This window comes from Hymenobacter segetis (genome assembly GCF_038448715.1).
Lineage (GTDB): Bacteria > Bacteroidota > Bacteroidia > Cytophagales > Hymenobacteraceae > Hymenobacter > Hymenobacter segetis.
This window is the reverse complement of record NZ_JBCEVZ010000014.1, coordinates 52783-68963: the sequence shown is the minus strand read 5'-3', so window position 1 is coordinate 68963 and position 16181 is coordinate 52783. Positions and strand designations below refer to the sequence as shown.

Genomic DNA, 16181 nt, shown 5'->3' with positions numbered 1-16181 from the left:
TGGTACTTCCCGCCCTATGGCTGACCTCTTTGCCAACCCCGCCGATGGGTTGCTTTACAATAATGTGCGCGCCACCAGCGAGGTGCAGCTCGACCGCTTCGAAGCCGACCTGTCCATCAAGCGCCTGATGCTCGTTCGGGCGCAGGTAGGGCTAACTACCCCCCGGCCGGCCAACGTGCCCATCGTGGGCCCGGCTTACCCCATTCCTCCTACCCCACTGCGGTTTGACGAGCAGTACCTGCGCGCTATGCACCGGTACCTGTTTCAGGACGTGTACCCGTGGGCTGGCGAAACCCGCCAAGACCGGTCGTTCCAGGGCTACAAGCCTGCCCCCAATGTGCAGGCCGACCACCTGATGACCTATGCTAACCACCGCCGCATCGGTCCGGATGTGGCGGCGCTGGCGGCGCAGCTGGCTGCCGAAAACAACCTGAAGGGCCTGACCAAACCGCAATTCGTGGAGCGGGCGGCATACTACCTCGACCACTTCAATCACGTCCACCCCTTCCGGGAAGGGAACGGCCGCACTATGCAGGCCGTGCTGATGCAGCTAGGGCACCAAGCGGGCTACCGGATAAGCTTTGAGAAAGTCTACAAGGATTTCAATCTAGCGCGGGATACCGGCGTAGTGGGCGTTTCCGCCAATCACCACGAGAACCAGACCCGCCTGCGCTACCTGCTCGACGCGGCCACTACGCCACTGCCCGGCGCTGCCGGCTTGCTGGCCCGTTTGCCCAGCCAGGCACAGCCCTTGGCGGCAACCACGCTGGAAGTAGCCCGCATCGAGGCGCTTCGCGAATTGAAAGCCAGCAGCCAATGGGTAGGAATTCGCCACGCGGAAGAAACTGGAACTTCATTGAAAGCTCCCAACGGGGCAGCGCTTACCTCGCCGGTAATGAACTACGTGCAGGCCGCTATCATGGCCCGGCCGGAGGCGCTGACCGAGCAGGCCACGCTGGATGAACTGAAGAGTGCCTACCTCGTCATTGCCCGCTCGGACCAGCCCCATTTTTCGGACAAATCTGTGCTGCAGCGCTTTACCCAGGCCACCCAGCAGGCCGTTAAACTTCATCAGTCACTTCCGGTGGCTCAGCAGCAAAGAGTACCATTAACACAGCCCAAAGAGGCAGTTGTGCCGCCTGTTACAGCAACTTCCACGAAGCAAAAAGCCCCCGCGCCGAAGCGTCGAGGGCCGAAATTGTAGTTGCCGAAAGCAGTTTAGAACGGTTTGAACCGCTCGTAAGGGTTGTACGGATTGCGGTTGGGTGGCGTGACCTTGCTGGAAAGCCCCCAGAACTTACTCAAGCCAAAAAGCACCAAGCCCCAGGTAGCAGCAGTGCTGCCCCAACTGGGAGACCAGGACGAATAAAGAAAGGCGATAATCGCCGCGAAAATCAGGAAGCTACGCATACCAACACGGGTTAAATCTTCACGCTAACTAGGTAGGAAACGCTACGAGAAGTGCTTTCGTTGCTTTAGCCGCGCCGCTAAGACCGGCGGCCGCTAGTTAAACGTTCGGGCTTTGAGCAAGTCGGCGTTAGTGAGCTTGAGCTTGACGTTGCGCCCGCCGCCCTTCTCATACACCTCGATGATAAGCTGCTTTTGCTCAGGGATGGTGAATTTCTTAAAGATGTAGACCTGCTGGAGTTGGCCTTTGGCGTCAATCTTTTTCAGGCCCCCATTGAAGACGTAGATGGGCGTGATTTCTAAAGCCTGCTCGGCCGTGCGCTTGGCTACCTGTTTATCCTGGATGTAGAATTTGACGAAGTCCACATCGTAAGTTACATTCGATTTGTTGGCAACGTGCAGCGGAAAAAACAGGGTTTCCTGCTTGTAGCCCACGTTGCCGGCGCGCACGCTGAGTTGGTTGGCACTCTCGCTGGCCGAGGTGCCGCCCGCCGCCAGCGCCTGCCGGGAGTAGGCATCCAGGTTGCCCTGCGGGATGGGCGAGTTTGATAAAATGGCTTCGCCCTGTGCCGACGAGGCCGACCCGGCAGCACCGAGGTCGAGGCTGAGCACCTTGGGGTCATGCTGGTAGTTCACCACGAAGGAGTATAGCTTTCCATCCGAGGTGAGCACCGTCATGTTCGACTCTGGAAAGCCCGCCGAAGCTGCTTTCACCCGCACGATGTTTTCCGCGCCGGTAGCCTTCGCCGCAATCAGGCCCGAGCTGCCCAGGTCGACGTAGGTGACCGGGAAAGGAAATACCAAGTGGGTGGTTTTCTGGTCGCTGATGTAGAGTGGGTAGGTCGGCAGCTTGTTGGCTTCCGAGTATTGCAGCATCCGGGCGGCTGAAGTCTGGGCCCGCGCCGGAGCAGCCGCTAAGCCGAGTAAAAGGGCGCTGGTAGCAAATAGGGTGGTTTTCATGGAAGAGGGTCGTTAGTCTTTGTCTACTTTGAGCATCACGTTGTAGCCAGCCTTGAGGCGCACTTTGACTAGGCGAATTTTCTTCTGGCCAATGCCTTTCACGGCACTCACCGCCACGCCAGCTGCGGCCATGGCAGGGTCAGCACTCATCGTCATCATGTCGGCCGCGCCTAGCCCTTCTGCACCGGCTTGCTTGGCAGCATCGCGCGTGATAGCCCCGGGAATGTGCAGGCCTTCCAGGCCGTCCACGTCGTACACTTCCAGCGCCGCCGGAAACACGCTGTTGCCCGATTTCAGCGTTTCGATGGCAATGCTGAGCCGCTCGCCAGCCAGGCTGCACTTGCCGTAGATGAAGGTGTTGGCCGGCAGCGAGTGGCCGTTGATAACGGCCGACTCGGTGAGGCGCATCTTCACCAGTGAGCCGCTGACCACTTCCTGCGATTCGTGGATGACGGCCGGCAGAGTATTGCCGTCGCCACCCGTGCCGGTTTCAGCATCAAATCCCTGAAAAGAGGCCGTGCGCTTGCGCCCCGGCCCATTGGAGCCCAGACGCGATACCACGGCGTCATCATCGATGGCACGCAACCGGGTGGTGGGTTTCTTCTTTTTCGGTAGGGCTGCAACCGCGCGCGGGGCCGCTCCTCCCCCACCGGCACTGTTGGATTGAGCTAGCAACGCCGCCATTTGCAGCTGCGCCTTTTGCTCGGCTAGGTCGCGTTCGTGCTGGCTGCGCATCAACTCCATCTGCTCCTGCGGGGTGAGGGCACCAGGGGCTGTTGTGGTGGGTGCTACCGTGCCAAGCGCTACGCCGCCGTTCATTTGGGCCTGCTGCGCGGCAATGAGCTGCTGCTGGGCCTCGACCACTGACTTGTCGACGGAGCCGTTGGGGCCCGCTTTGCCATCGGCCCCCACCGCGTAGGAAAGGCCCGAGCCCGAAGTCGTATCGAGGCGGGCATCGACTAGGCCCCGGTTGCGCAGGGTGTCGACCGGGCTGGCGTAGGCTTCGAGCTTGCTGCTGGTGATGGTGCCCTTCTCGGCCTTGGGTAGATTGGTATTGAAGCCGGTTTCGGTATTCTGCGCTGCTGCCGGTGTGCCCTGGCCGCCCCCGCCTAGGTAGAACATGACGGCCAGAAAGGGTACTCCCACCATTGGTAAGAAGGTGGCCATCTTGCGGGTGCGAAGAAATTGCGCGTCGTGCGGCGCGTTGGTTGCCGTTGCCATAACTGGGGAGGATTAACGGGGGAGCGTATTCAGGTCTTCATTCTTGAGCACCCGCCAGTTCTCCATCAGGAAGCCGTGGGGGTTGTTCTCCGAGCGGGTCACGTCGCGCAGAGAGCACTCGGAAAGGAAGTTGCGGTTCGTAACCGAGGTAGCCCGAATGACGCGCTGGTGCCCGTAGCACCGCGCCACCATCGGGCGCGAGTTTGTCACCACCACACTGTCTACCGTCATTTCCAGGCTGATGTTGGCGGCAATCAGGTCGTTGTAGAAGCCCTTTTCCTTGAAGTTCTCATACTGCCGCTTGGCCGAGTTATCAGCCAGGTACAACGCCTTATTGACGTTGCTGTCAATGGCTTTCTGGTCGGGGTCGAGGGTGAAGAACAGCTCGTGAAAGCGCGTAACGTGGCTGCGGGCCTCCACCGGCCGGTTGGCCCGCGCATCCCGCGCCCCGGCCGTGAGTAGTTGCCCGCCTTCCAGCACGTAGATGCGATTGGCCGCGGCATTGGTCGTTTGGAAGGCGAAGTAGGCGATGGTGCCGGCCAATACCAGCACGGCCACAATGAAAAGCAGCGCCAGAGTTTTTACCTGCTGAAAAGCCGAATCAATGGTTTTAAGGGAAGCAAACATGGGAAAAGGAAATAGTGGGAAATCACCGCGCGACCAGGGTTAGCCCCGCAGGCGGTTGACGAAGCTGGCCGCCCGCTCGCGCACGGCTGTGCCGGCCCGGTGGCCAGCGGCCTCGCTTCGCGTCATGTTGCCCGAGGCACCATTGCCGGCCAACGCCTGACCTGCTCCAACCGCCGCCCCCAGGCCCGACGCGGCCCCGGATACGCCCGCCGCGCCCGCCCGGCCCGCCGAACCTGCCGCCGCGCCGGCCATTGCCGCTCCCCCACTCATGGCCGACTGCATGGCCCGGGCGGCCATGCCAGCCCCGGAGGCCGCAATCATCATATCGGTGATGAAGGGAATAATCAGGTAGCCCGTGATGGCAATGCACAAAAAGACGAGGTAGCCGAAGTCGGCCGAATCCACACCCTGATTGGAGGTCAGGCGGGTGATGTCGCCTTGCAGCATCATTATTTGAAACTGGCCCATAATGGCCCCGAAAATGTTAGCCACCGGCACCCACAGACTGATGGTGATGAACTGGCCCAGCCATTTGGGAATGGAATTGCCAAAGCCCGGGAAGATGGCCAACCCAAAAGTGAGCGGCCCCAGCACCGACAGCACAATGAGCAGGAACGTGGCCAGCACGTTGATGAGCAGCCGGGCCGCGACGTGGAACAGCTCCAGCGTGTTCTTCATCCACTCGCGGAAGTTCTGGTTCACATCATACTTCAGCTTGTCGAACGAGAGTGACATCTGCTGGCCCATATTCATCATGCCCAGCTCGTCGAGCCGCTTCTCATAGGCCTCGTCGGTGGCGAAGTACTTGTTTTCGGGCCGGGCGGCCAGTAAAGCCTTTTTCTGGTCCTGTAAAGCAGTAATATGAGTGGTCTGGTCTACCCGCACCGAGTCCGTGCTCGACGCCAGCGCGCCGGTGATGCCGCGCAGGCCACCGAGCAACTGCGGAAACAGTAGGATGGCCAAGCCAATCAGAAACGGACGCAGCAACGGGTACAGGTCGATGGGCTCGGCGCGGGCAATGTGGCCCCACACCCGGGAGCTGATGAAAATGAGGGCTCCCACCCCGCCCACGGCCCGGCCCAGGGTCACGAACTGCGCCACCAGGGGCAGCATGGAGTCATATAGCCGGCTGAGCATCTGCTCCATTTCGAGCATTTGCGCGGTGATGGAATTCATTTCCATAGTCGGGTGGGTTAGGGGCTAGTGAATGAAAGCGAAAGGGCTACTGCTTAGCGCCCACGAGGGTGAGCACGGATGCCCGGTCCTGAATGGCCTGCTGCTGGGAGAGGGCTACGGCGCGGCATTTATTGGTGTAGTAGGTCATCAGGTATTGCTGCTGCTGCATCTTGTCGCCAATCTTGTTGATGAATTTGATGCGCTGCGGGTCTGTCATTTCCGCCCGGTTCGTGGTCATGATGGTGGCCAACTCACCAATCAGGGCTACGTTTTCCTGCAGCAGCACTTGGTACACCTGCGCTGCTTCGGTTACCTGATTTGGGGAGAGGCCGCGCCCACGCAAGTCGGCCACACCCGAGCTGAACTGCGATATCATCGAGGCCTGCGCGGCGTAGATTTCCCGCACCCGGCGGTAGTTGCGCACCCCCGCGCTAATCTGTAGCAGGCTGCTGTACCACTGCGCGTGCAGGGCTTGCGTCTGGTCCACGATGCCCTTAATCTTGCCGTTCACCATCTGCATGTCGCCGGCCAGGGCCTTGCCCCGGGCCAGCAGCGTGGTCGAAACGCCTTGGTGCACAATCTGCTTTCGCGAGCTGGATTCGGCGATGGGCGCGGAAATAACGGCCGGAGCCTGGGCAAAGCCCTGCTGGGTGCTCAGCCCCAGGCTAAGCAGCAGCGTCGTGGTAAATGATTTCATCGGGAGAGGAAGAGTTAGTGCGCGCCCATGAGACTGAGCAGCGCCTGGTGGTCCTGCTCGACCTGCTGGGCGGTCTTGAGCACCATCATATTGCGCCGGGTGTAGTAGTTGACCAGGCCCAGCTGGTCGGTGATTTTGGCGTCCAGTGTGTCAATGAACTCCATTCGTTCCGCGTCGGTCATCTTGAGCATGGACGGGCTGGTAATGGTGGCCAAGTCGGACACGGTATTGGCTCCTTCGGCCAGCATCTTCGTGTAGATGGACACCATCTCGGTTAGCTGGACCGGCGTGATGTAGCGCGAGGTACGCAGCACGTTGATGGCGGCGGAGTAAGTCGAGATAATCTGGGTTTGCTTGGCGTAAATGGCCCGCACCCGGCGGTAATCCCGCACCGCGCTGCTCACCTTCAGAAGCCCGTCGTACCAGGCCTTGTGCTGCTCCATGTTCTTGAGCGAATAGGTCTTGGTCAGTTCCTGCTCTTTCACGCCCAGAGCTACCAGCTTATTGGCTGCCGCTTCCAGCCCCTTCATCGTGTTTTGCAGGCCGGTTTGCACGCCGCTTTGCACTTCCAGCACCGGGGCCGTTACCACCAGCTGGGCTGAAGCTTTCGAGGCACTGAGGCCAAGCAGCGCCAGGCTGAGGAAGCCAATCTTCGTTTTCATAGGGAAGGCAAGTAGTTGACAGAGGTGGCGCTACAGTGTCCGCGTGTAGGGGTGCTCCAGATACATCATGTGCCGCTCGGCCGCGAAGCGCACCCGACTGATGCCGGAATGAACGCTCTGCAGCGTCGGCAGGGCCTGGGTGGCCGTCACGTTGGGCTCCTGGATGAGCGGTAGCAGCATTTTCATGGCTTCTTCGCACTGCGGCGTAAAGCCGTTCCAAGTGGCCACGTCTTCGAGCTTCACGCGTTTCATGCCCCGCGAGTGGACCACCGTACGCAGCACGTAGCGGTAGCGCTTCCAGATGTTGGCCACCACGGGGTGCTCCTTCACCGCACCGTTCAGGTCGCTGGCCTCCCAGGTATTCACGGCCTGCGCGAAAGCCCGGGCGGCGGTGATGTCAGCTTTTTCGGCTTTGGGAGCCGATGCTAGGCTATCGGCAAACGCCACGGCGGCCACGGCCACGGGTGAGGTGGAAACGGTTGGAAGAGCTGTTTCGACGGCTTTATTGTCCGTCGCCGTCGTAGCCTTGTCGGAGCCGCAGCCAATTAGCAAAGTGGCCAAGCCTAGTATTGGAAGCGTGATTTTCGTTTTCATGATTTTTCCCTTTGGTTGAAATCAGCCGCCCTACCCTTCGCGCAGCTCGTTGGCGAAAAGCTTAATGGCCGTGGGCATGTCGCCGGTCTGCTTGAGCTTCTCGAACAGCCGCACTTTCTCGGTTTCCTCGGTGGTGTAGGTCACGTATTCTTCCTTCGATACCTCGATGGCATACACCTTCGACACGACCCCACCCAGGCTGATGAATACCTCCGTGTAGCGGCCCCGCGTGGCTTTGTTGTCGCGGTTGATGCTCAGCACCAGGTCCTTTTCCTTGGGCGTGAGCGAGAGCAGCGCCTGAATCTCATCGAAGCGGTTGATGAACTTGCGCTGGTCGAGCAGAATCTTACAGTCCGAGTTGTTGATGATGGCATCCTTGACAATCTCGTTGCCGATGATGTCATCGATTTCCTGGGTCACCACGATGGCCTCGCCGAAAAACTTGCGCACCGTCTTAAAGAGATACTTGATGTAGGCGGCCATGCCCGGGGTGGTCAGCGCCTTCCAGGCCTCCTCAATCAGTATCATCTTCCGCACCCCTTTCAGCTTGCGCATCTTGGAGATGAAGGTTTCCATAATGATGAGCGTGACCACCGGAAACAAAATGGGATGGTCCTTGATGTTGTCCAGCTCGAATACGATGAAGGGGGCCTGCACCAGGTCCAGCTCTTTCTCGGAGTTGAGCAGGTAGTCGTACTCGCCGCCCCGATAGTAGGGCTTGAGCACGTAGATGAAATTGTCGATGTCGAAGTCCTTCTCGCGGACCTTTTCCTCCTCCAGAATCTTGCGATAAGGTCCTTTAACAAACTCGTAGAACGTGTTGAAGCTGGGCTTAATAAGCGCATTGGCTTCGAGCATCACGTAATACAGACTGACGGCCGTGGAGAGCGAGACGTACTCCGACTGGCTCACGCTTTCGTCGTCCTTTTTCCAGAGCGCCTGCAGCAGCGTTTTGATGGATTCCTTCTTTTCGACATCCAGCTTGCCCGAAATCAGGAAGGGGTTGAAGGCAATCGGGTCGTCCTCCTCGTAGGTGAAATACACCCCGCCCACCAGCTCACAGAGGCCTTTGTAGGAGTTGCCGGTGTCCACGAGCAGCACGTGCGCGCCCTGCTCGTAGTACTGGCGCACCATGTGGTTGGTGAAAAACGACTTGCCCGAGCCTGAGGGGCCCAGCACGAACTTGTTGCGGTTGAAGATGATTTGCTTCTTCATCGGCTCATCCGATATATCGACCAGCACGGGCTTGCCCGTGAGGCGGTCGGAGAGCTTGATGCCTTTTGTGGCCCCGGTGCTGCGATAGTTGGTTTCGGAGGCCCAGAAGCAGACGGCCTGCTCGATGAAGGTGTAGAAGGTTTCCTCGCTTGGAAAGTCGCCGGCATTACCCGGAATGCCGCCCCAGTAGAGGGCGGCGATGTCCACCGTGTTCTGCCGCGGCTTGCAGTTCATGGCATTGAAAGCGGCGTTTACCAACTTGCGCACCTCGGTCAGCTCCTCCTCGTGCCGGCCCCAGGTGAGCACGTTGCAGTGCACGCGCACCGGGCGGTGCTTGTGGGCAATCAGCTCATTCAGAAAGGCGTTGTAGTACTCGAAGTTGATGGCGTTCTGCCGCGAGTAGAGCGAGAGCGAGTTAAGCCGGTCCTTCTTCTGCTCGAAGGTTTTGACCGTCTTGGTGGTGTTATCCAGGAACACGTACTGGTTCAGGATGTGATTCGCGCCCAGCAGCAGCCCCAGCGGCGCGGCAAACGAAATGGGAAAGTCCGAATACTCGGTGCTGTATTGCTCGTAGCGAATGTCCGTTTCCACCGAGGTGGGCAAGTCATCAAGGTTGGCCACCGAGAACATCTGGCAGAACTCCGCCCCCACTTTCAGCCCTTCGGTCAAATCCAGGTCCACCTGCAGGGCCTGGTCGGACAGGTCTAGGGCCAGGTACTTTTCCAGCAGCCCGGCTTTTTCGGCCGTGCCAGCCAGCTCATCCGAGGTGAGCCGGTGCGAGCGGATGTAGGGCGCGTTGGTGGGCCCTACCCCTTCCAGCGTGCGCACGAACTGGCCCACGTTGTCGAAAAAGCTCTCCAGCACTTTCGTGTCGAGCATATCCTTGGGCACGATGTTGCGCCGGGCCAGCAGCCCCGAGGTGCTGCCCCAGTTAGGCCGCTCCGACGAGGTTTTGGTGATGTAGAGGTAGCAGAAGTGGTTCAGGAACGGCCGCTCGTTGAAGTGGCGCTCATAGGCCGAGGAAAGCAGCGTGCGCTCGGCCTCGAAGCCCGGGGCGTACTTGTCCTCCACGTACCAGTCCTGCTTGTGCACCACGCAGTGGTCGGGCAGCAGGCGCACGGCCTTCACGAAAGCCGCCTGCAGCTGGGCGTAATCGTCCCGGGAGAGGGTAAAGATTTCCGGCAAATCCAGCCGGAAGGCCACGGTCACGTCCGCATTCTTCGAGATGAGGCAATCCTTTTCCACCTTGTAGATGGGCTGCTTGGATTCCAGGGAAACGGAGGGCAGAACCTTATTGCTCATAAGCGGAGAAAGCACCCAAAACCAGCCGCTAGGCGCGGCCGGCCGGGTCCTCGTTGAGGCGTTGGAATAAGCGGCTGTGCCGGTTGGTGATGTACTTGGGCGACGAGCGCCGGGCGGCGGCCTTCATCAGCCCGTGCTCGCCGTAGCGGCGGTTCAGGGCGAAAACCCCGGCCCACATGCCGCCCCCGGCCCCGAAGGTGACCAGCACGGTGAGCACCAGCGGCACACCCACTAAATAGCAGGTCACGAACAGGGCGAACACCAGCCCGATGCCGGCGGCCAGGAAGTAGATGTTGCTGCCCACCAGCCCCTTGAATTCCACGGGCTTGTTGATGCCGCGATTGAGGTCGTAGAGGGGCATGGCGGCGGTTTAGAGGAAGAACGAGCGCACCACCGTGGCCACAATGACCAGGAAAATCATCGAGCCAAACCACGACACGGCCGTTTTCTGGGTGTCCTGGTCGCCGGCGTTCCATTTGCCGTAGACCTTGATGGCCCCCACCAGTCCCAATACCGCGCCGATGGCGTACATAAGCTTGGTCAGCGGGTCGAAGTAGCTGGTGACCTGGGTGGTGGCATCCTGAATGCCGGCCGTGCCGTTGCCGCCCCCAGTCTGGGCGTAGAGCAGCTGTGAGCTGAGGAGCAGGACCGCGAGAGTCAGCGAGGTAATGAAAGGCTTCTTATTCATGGCAATGGGTAATGGAATCAGGAATATTGGAAGTGGAAATGGAGCGCCGGCTACTCGTCGTCGGGGCCGAAGAGGTCGTCCAACTCGGCGTGGTTGAGGGCCATTTGCTGGGCCATCTGCTCGGCCAGACTGGTGCCGGCCAACTCGATTGGCTGCGCGGGCTGCTGGCCAGCTTGCAGCAGGGTTAGGTATTCAGCGACGGAGGCAGCAGCCACCAGCGTGGGCGGGTCCACGGGAGCGATGTCCAGCCGCGAGGCTACCGGCTCCTCGAACGTGGCCAGCGGCTCGTAGCCATCCGCTACCAGGGGCAGCTGCACGGTTTCAGGCTCCAGTACTGCATCAACCGACGCATCCGCAGCCACGGACTCCGGGGGCAGGTTGTGGGCTTCGCGCCGGACCAGCGCAGCCAGGTGCTCATCGGCCTGGTCGGCTTCTTCAGTGCGGTTTTCATCCTGCGCCTGAGCCTCGTCGCCCGCGGCGGCCGTGGCTTCCATTGGGGTGGTATCGCTGGTGCTTTCGTCGTGGCCGGTGGCCGTGCCGGTGGAATCGGGCAGCGTCCCGCCGACCAGCGGTTCGGCGGCCGCCGGCAGGTTTTGGTCGGCCCCGGCTTCGGGGCGTTCCGCGTCTTCAGCGTCTTCAGCGTCTTCCCGGGTTTCCGTGGCCGCTGGCGTGGCCTTCACGAAGGCCGAGGTGGGGCGCACCAGTGAAGGCGGAGCCACCGCGCTGCCGCCCGCGCCGGCGAGTTGGGCACCGGCCAGCTTTTTGCCCGGCGTCAGCAGGGCCTTGAGTTCTACCCGGTAGTAGAGCAGGCCCACCACCAGGTAGTAGAGAACGACCACAACCAAAACGAAAAGGCCAAACTGGCCCCAGGAATAGGCGCTGAGCATCGCGGGGAAATAGCGTGGCACCCCAGGCCGACCGGCCCGGGCGTGAACTTGCCAAACCGTGATTTGACGCTACAAACCTATGCGGGCTATAAACCGCTTGGGTAGAAAGTTGACGAATGGCTGGAATTCGGTGGTGAGGTGCAGCCCCGACACACGAACGGCACCGCATTCAAGCCTGAATTTTAGAGAAAAGAAACTTGGCTGTTGCAGAACTTGCTGGACGGCTCACTAAGCGGGTAGGCGGGCTGTCAAAAGCACGTAAATGGCCCATTTGCCATTCTTTCCAGTTTGATTCGGCTTATCAAACCCTTGTTTCCAGACGCCACACCGAGTTGTGCAACCGCCACGAGCGACTGATTAGCGGGGCGCAGAGTGATGACTTGCCCGGCTGCGCTCGCCATTCGTTTTTAACTCGGCGGGAGTATTTCCCGTTGAACGGAATCGGCTGTTGACCTTCCCTATGCTCCTACTTTTCCGCATCTCCTGGCTGCGCATGGCGGCCGCGTGGGGGGCGTTTGCCTTCTTCATGATGCTGGTGGCGTACGGGCAGGCCATTACGGGCACCGGGCCGTTGCAATGGCGCACGGTGCTGCTGGGGCCGCTGCTGTACGGGCTGATTGGGACCCTGCTCACACCGGTGGTGTTTGTGCTGGCAGCGCGCTTCGACCTCACGGCCGGCCGCGCCCACTGGCTGCCCTACCTGCTGGTGCACGCGGCCGCCAGCGTGGCCCTCACGGTGGCCTACCGGGCCTTGTTCATGGCCACGCTTTACCTGGTGGGCGGCTCGAAAGCGCCCGTTTCATGGGTCACGATTCTGGCGGGGTTTAATTTCTGGATTCCGCTCTACTGGATGGTGCTGTTCGTGGCCTACGCCCTCGACTACCACGACAAATGGCAGCGCCGCAACCTCGACGCAGTACGCCTGGAAATGCAGTTGGTGCAGGCCCAGTTGCACGCCCTTAAGCAGCAGCTCAACCCGCATTTTCTCTTCAATACCCTAAACGCCATTGCCACCCTCATCGGCGACGAGCCCGCCGCCGCCCAGCGCATGACGGCCAAGCTCGGCGAGTTTCTGCGCTTGGTGCTCGACCACTCCGATGCCCAGCAGGTGCCGCTGGCGCAGGAGCTGCACTTCGTGGAGCTGTACCTGGACATGGAGCAAGTACGGTTTTCTGACCGGCTGGCCGTGACCTACGAGGTGGACCCGGCCGCGCTCTCGGCCCTGATTCCGCACCTGCTGCTGCAGCCCCTGGTGGAAAATGCCGTGCGCCACGGCCTGAGCGCGGGGGGCACCGGCCGCCTGCATATTGCCGCCGAGCGGCAGGGCCAGCAGCTGGTGGTGCAGGTGCGCGACTCCGGCCCCGGTCCTGCGCAGGCCGGCCCCCGGGGCGTGGGCCTCGAAAACACCGAGCAGCGCCTGCGTGCCCTCTACGACGACCGGTATGCGCTGCGCCTGCTGCCCGCGGCCGGGCAGGGCACCGTGGTGCGCATCGAATTACCCTTTCACCACTAATCCGTGGCAATGGCCCCCATTCAAACCCTGATTGTGGACGATGAGCCGCTGGCTCGCCGGCGCATTGCCCAGCTGCTGGCCGACCAGCCGGGCTTTGTCATCGCGGGCGAGTGTGGCACTGGTGCCGAGGCAGTGGCCGCGCTCTCGCACGGACTGGCCGTGGATTTAGTGTTTCTGGACGTGCAGATGCCCGATTGCAACGGCCTGCAGGTGTTGCAGCAATTGCCGGCCCAGCCGCGGCCGTTGGTGGTGTTCGTGACAGCCTACGACCGGTATATGCTGCAAGCCTTTGAGGCCCACGCCGTGGATTACCTGCTCAAGCCCCTGGACCCTGACCGTTTCGCGCGCTGCCTGCTCTACGTGCAGCAGCGGGTCGGCCAGGTGGCCGCGCCGGGCTGGGAGGCGCTGGTGCAGGCGCTGCCCGCCCCGCCGGTGCCGTATGCGTCGCAGCTGCTGGTGAAACAGCCCGGACGTTTCTACTTCGTGCCCGTCGAGCAGGTACGATACCTCGAAGCCACCGGCAACTACGTCACGGTGCACGCGTCCGGTGAAACCCACCTAGTGCGCGCCACGCTCACCCAGCTGGCCAGCCAGCTCGACCCGGCCCGCTTCCTGCGCATCCACCGTTCTCTGATTGTGCACACCACCCACATCAAAGAGCTGCGGCCCTGGACGCATGGCGAGTACCTGCTCACGCTGCACGATGGCACGCACCTGACCTCTTCGCGCAGCTGCCACGAGGGCATTCAGCAGTTTCTGCGGCAATTTGTCTCTTAAGTACAGCTATTGGCTGGGCCAACTGCTTAAGAAATATTGCTGTTCGTCCCGCTAAAAGGCCACTTCGTCACGGTGGATAAACACTGCTTACTTATCGGCCGTATGAGCGGGTGTCGGGCCGCATTCGTGGCGCAGCTATGCTTTGCCAGCTTATATGCCCCAAACTACTACTTCGCTACCTAGCCCCGTGGCTTTACTCCCGGCCCCGGCCGAGCATGAGCTGGTGCAGCGCCTGCTGGCCCGGGACGAGCGCGCTCTGGGGCAGTTGTACGAGCAGTACGCCCGGAATCTGTTCACCGTCATTCTGCGGGTGGTGCAGGACGAGGCGATGGCCCAGGACGTGCTGCAGGAAGGCTTGCTCAAGGTCTGGCTCAGCATTGGCAGCTACGAGGCCACGCGGGGCCGTCTGTTTACCTGGATGGTGCGCGTATGCTGCAACCAGGCCATTGATGCCCTGCGCAGTCCGCGCCATCGCTTTCACCGCCGCAATCCGTCGCTGGAGGCTGCCGGAGCATACTATAGTCCGGCTCCCACGGCCTTTTATCCCGAGCACATTGGCGTGCGCGAGCTCATTGTGCATCTAAAGCCCCGACAGCGGGAAGTCATGGACCTGCTCTATTTCGGCGGCTGCACCCAGGCCGAGACGGCCGAGCGGCTAGCCATTCCGCTGGCCACCGTGAAAACCCGGGCGCGCGCCGCTTTGGCCGTGCTCGCCCGGACGGCCAGCTAGTGGCAGCGCCTACCTAAGCAGCGTCTTACTAACTAACCTGTTTCATCTCTCATTTTTTACTTTACTCCCTGACCTGATGGCCAACTTGCACCACTTCCGAGTGCCCGCCCTTCTTGTTTCGGGCCTTGCCGTGGTGGCGGCGGCCGCCTGCCAGGGTGGTTCCGACACGAAGACAAGTACCGAAACTTCCACCACCCAAGCAGCGACGGATACCACTGGCACCGGCGCCACGCCGGTGGAGCTGCGCACCGGCAACGCCGAAGCCGGGCGCGACGTGTACCGCAACGAAACCTTCGGCGACGAGGGCTTCTGGACCGATGCCGTGCGGATGCCCCAGGGCATGAAAGCCGCCAAGCTCACGGTGCTCGACGCGCTAAAAGCCGGGGTCAGCTTCGACGTGGACGCCATGCCGGCCGACCTGAAAGCGGCCTTTGCGAGCGAGTTGAAAACCGACCACTCGCCCGCCAAAGCGCCCAAGCTTAACGACCCCGCCACCCTGGATGCGCTGGTGAAGGCCAACGCCGTCATCGGCATGGTGCCCAAGGGCGGCAAGGTGGGCGTGACCTGCGCCTTGTGCCACGCCATCACCGATAAGTCGATGTACGAGCTGACGGGCAAGGGCACGATTGGCAAGCGCATCGACGGCCCCACGCCGCACGGCCTGAACGTGGGCAAGCTGCTGGCCACGGCCGCCAACTCCCGCGCCCTGTTTCCCACCTTGCAGCTGCAGCAGCCCGACGGCAGCACCATCGGGCGCGCGCCGAAGGGCCTGACGGCTAAATCGACCGAGGCCGAGGTGGATGCCTACCTCAGCAACCCGAAGTTCTACCCCGTGGGCAGCTTCGACGACTCGCCCGATGGCAACGGCAACGCCGTGCACATCACGCCCTTTTTCCGGCAGGACTTGGCCGCGCCCTACGGTTCATCGGGCCAGAATGATAAGCTGGACGACTTTAACAACACGGTTTATACGGCCCTGTTCGACCAGACCAACCTGCTCTCGCCCGGCGGGCGGCAATTCATGCACGCCCTCGGCGCGGCGGGCGGCGACTCCATCGTGGCCGGCTACGCCAAGGTGCTGGCCGCCACGGGCGTCACCGGCTATCCCTTCGTCACGGCCCACCTGCAGGGCAAGGCCGGCGACCCGCCCACGCCCACCGGCAAGCGCGTGGACGAGCAGAAGCTGCGCGACTTGAATGCCTACGTATCGAGCCTGCAAGCGCCCAAGGGCGTGGTGCGCAATGCTGCGCAGGTAGCCACCGGCCGGGCCCTGTTTATTTCGCAAAACTGCACCTCCTGCCACAACACCAATCAGGGTGTGGCCGTCCAGTCCAAGCTGGTGCCGATGAACATTATCTGGCCCGGCTACGCGCCCAAGGTGCTGGCCCAGCGGCAGGCACCGCTCACCCCCATTCAGAATGCCCCCGGCACATTTGATGACAAAATGGTGGTAGTGGATGCCAGCCCCGGCGGCGGCATGCGCGGCAACGCGCTGCCCCTGCTGCTGGACCTGGCCCGCAAGCCCGTGTTTCTGCACGACGATTCCGTGCACAGCCTCGACGAACTGCTAAATCCCAAGCGGGGCAAAACAGCGCCGCACCCGTTCTACGCCGTAACCCCGGCCGAGCGTACCGCGCTGGTGGCCTACTTGAATAGCCTGGACACCGACAGCAAGTAATAAGCTCCTTGCATTAGCTGCGGCGTCCCGCACGACTTTTTTATCAC

At 61.4% G+C, this 16181-nt stretch carries 17 protein-coding genes; 5 read left to right on the top strand and 12 right to left on the bottom strand.

Translation table 11 applies throughout. The annotated features are described in order from the left end of the window. Positions 1 to 16: 16 nt before the first annotated feature. The gene (locus AAFH49_RS08135; protein ID WP_342297202.1) at positions 17 to 1204 is read left to right on the top strand and encodes a Fic/DOC family protein; all 1188 of its coding nucleotides are present in this window, start codon (positions 17 to 19) and stop codon (positions 1202 to 1204) included. A gap of 14 nt (positions 1205 to 1218) precedes the next feature. On the opposite strand, the gene AAFH49_RS08130 is transcribed toward AAFH49_RS08135, so the two are convergent. The 12 genes from AAFH49_RS08130 to AAFH49_RS08075 form a co-directional block, all read right to left on the bottom strand. Then, positions 1219 to 1410, bottom strand: coding sequence for a hypothetical protein (locus tag AAFH49_RS08130; RefSeq protein ID WP_342297201.1), 192 nt, complete (start codon positions 1408 to 1410; stop codon positions 1219 to 1221). 93 nt (positions 1411 to 1503) lie between these two features. Further along, complete coding sequence (gene traN / locus AAFH49_RS08125; protein ID WP_342297200.1) at positions 1504 to 2367, bottom strand: conjugative transposon protein TraN; 864 nt, start codon at positions 2365 to 2367, stop codon at positions 1504 to 1506. Positions 2368 to 2379: 12 nt separating this feature from the next. Then, complete coding sequence (traM, locus tag AAFH49_RS08120) at positions 2380 to 3588, bottom strand: conjugative transposon protein TraM (RefSeq protein ID WP_342297198.1); 1209 nt, start codon at positions 3586 to 3588, stop codon at positions 2380 to 2382. Positions 3589 to 3600: 12 nt separating this feature from the next. Further along, complete coding sequence (gene traK, locus AAFH49_RS08115) at positions 3601 to 4215, bottom strand: conjugative transposon protein TraK (protein WP_342297196.1); 615 nt, start codon at positions 4213 to 4215, stop codon at positions 3601 to 3603. Positions 4216 to 4254: 39 nt separating this feature from the next. Continuing rightward, positions 4255 to 5397, bottom strand: coding sequence for a conjugative transposon protein TraJ (gene traJ, locus AAFH49_RS08110; RefSeq protein ID WP_342297195.1), 1143 nt, complete (start codon positions 5395 to 5397; stop codon positions 4255 to 4257). 40 nt (positions 5398 to 5437) lie between these two features. Then, positions 5438 to 6088 (bottom strand): hypothetical protein, encoded by a 651-nt coding sequence (locus tag AAFH49_RS08105; protein WP_342297194.1) that lies wholly within the window; start codon positions 6086 to 6088, stop codon positions 5438 to 5440. Between the two features lie 14 nt (positions 6089 to 6102). Beyond that, a complete protein-coding gene (locus AAFH49_RS08100) occupies positions 6103 to 6750 on the bottom strand; it encodes a hypothetical protein (protein WP_342297192.1) in 648 nt (215 codons plus the stop codon). A gap of 30 nt (positions 6751 to 6780) precedes the next feature. Next, positions 6781 to 7311 (bottom strand): hypothetical protein, encoded by a 531-nt coding sequence (locus tag AAFH49_RS08095; RefSeq protein WP_342297191.1) that lies wholly within the window; start codon positions 7309 to 7311, stop codon positions 6781 to 6783. Positions 7312 to 7374: 63 nt separating this feature from the next. Beyond that, on the bottom strand, positions 7375 to 9861 hold the full coding sequence (locus tag AAFH49_RS08090) for a TraG family conjugative transposon ATPase (protein ID WP_342297190.1): 2487 nt from the start codon (positions 9859 to 9861) through the stop codon (positions 7375 to 7377). 28 nt (positions 9862 to 9889) lie between these two features. Continuing rightward, on the bottom strand, positions 9890 to 10222 hold the full coding sequence (locus AAFH49_RS08085; protein ID WP_342297189.1) for a DUF4133 domain-containing protein: 333 nt from the start codon (positions 10220 to 10222) through the stop codon (positions 9890 to 9892). A gap of 9 nt (positions 10223 to 10231) precedes the next feature. Then, a complete protein-coding gene (locus tag AAFH49_RS08080; protein WP_342297187.1) occupies positions 10232 to 10549 on the bottom strand; it encodes a DUF4134 domain-containing protein in 318 nt (105 codons plus the stop codon). A 50-nt stretch (positions 10550 to 10599) separates the two neighbouring features. Next, the gene (locus AAFH49_RS08075; RefSeq protein ID WP_342297186.1) at positions 10600 to 11388 is read right to left on the bottom strand and encodes a hypothetical protein; all 789 of its coding nucleotides are present in this window, start codon (positions 11386 to 11388) and stop codon (positions 10600 to 10602) included. A 508-nt stretch (positions 11389 to 11896) separates the two neighbouring features. Here AAFH49_RS08075 and AAFH49_RS08070 point away from each other — a divergent pair. The 4 genes from AAFH49_RS08070 (at position 11897) to AAFH49_RS08055 (ending at position 16134) form a co-directional block, all read left to right on the top strand. Continuing rightward, positions 11897 to 12949 (top strand): sensor histidine kinase, encoded by a 1053-nt coding sequence (locus AAFH49_RS08070; protein WP_342297184.1) that lies wholly within the window; start codon positions 11897 to 11899, stop codon positions 12947 to 12949. A gap of 9 nt (positions 12950 to 12958) precedes the next feature. Beyond that, the gene (locus AAFH49_RS08065) at positions 12959 to 13726 is read left to right on the top strand and encodes a LytR/AlgR family response regulator transcription factor (RefSeq protein ID WP_342297182.1); all 768 of its coding nucleotides are present in this window, start codon (positions 12959 to 12961) and stop codon (positions 13724 to 13726) included. Between the two features lie 187 nt (positions 13727 to 13913). Next, positions 13914 to 14456 carry an RNA polymerase sigma factor gene (locus tag AAFH49_RS08060; RefSeq protein ID WP_342297180.1) on the top strand — a complete coding sequence of 181 codons (543 nt, stop codon included), beginning with the start codon at positions 13914 to 13916 and terminating at the stop codon, positions 14454 to 14456. Between the two features lie 76 nt (positions 14457 to 14532). Next, positions 14533 to 16134 (top strand): hypothetical protein, encoded by a 1602-nt coding sequence (locus AAFH49_RS08055; RefSeq protein WP_342297179.1) that lies wholly within the window; start codon positions 14533 to 14535, stop codon positions 16132 to 16134. Positions 16135 to 16181: the final 47 nt, after the last annotated feature.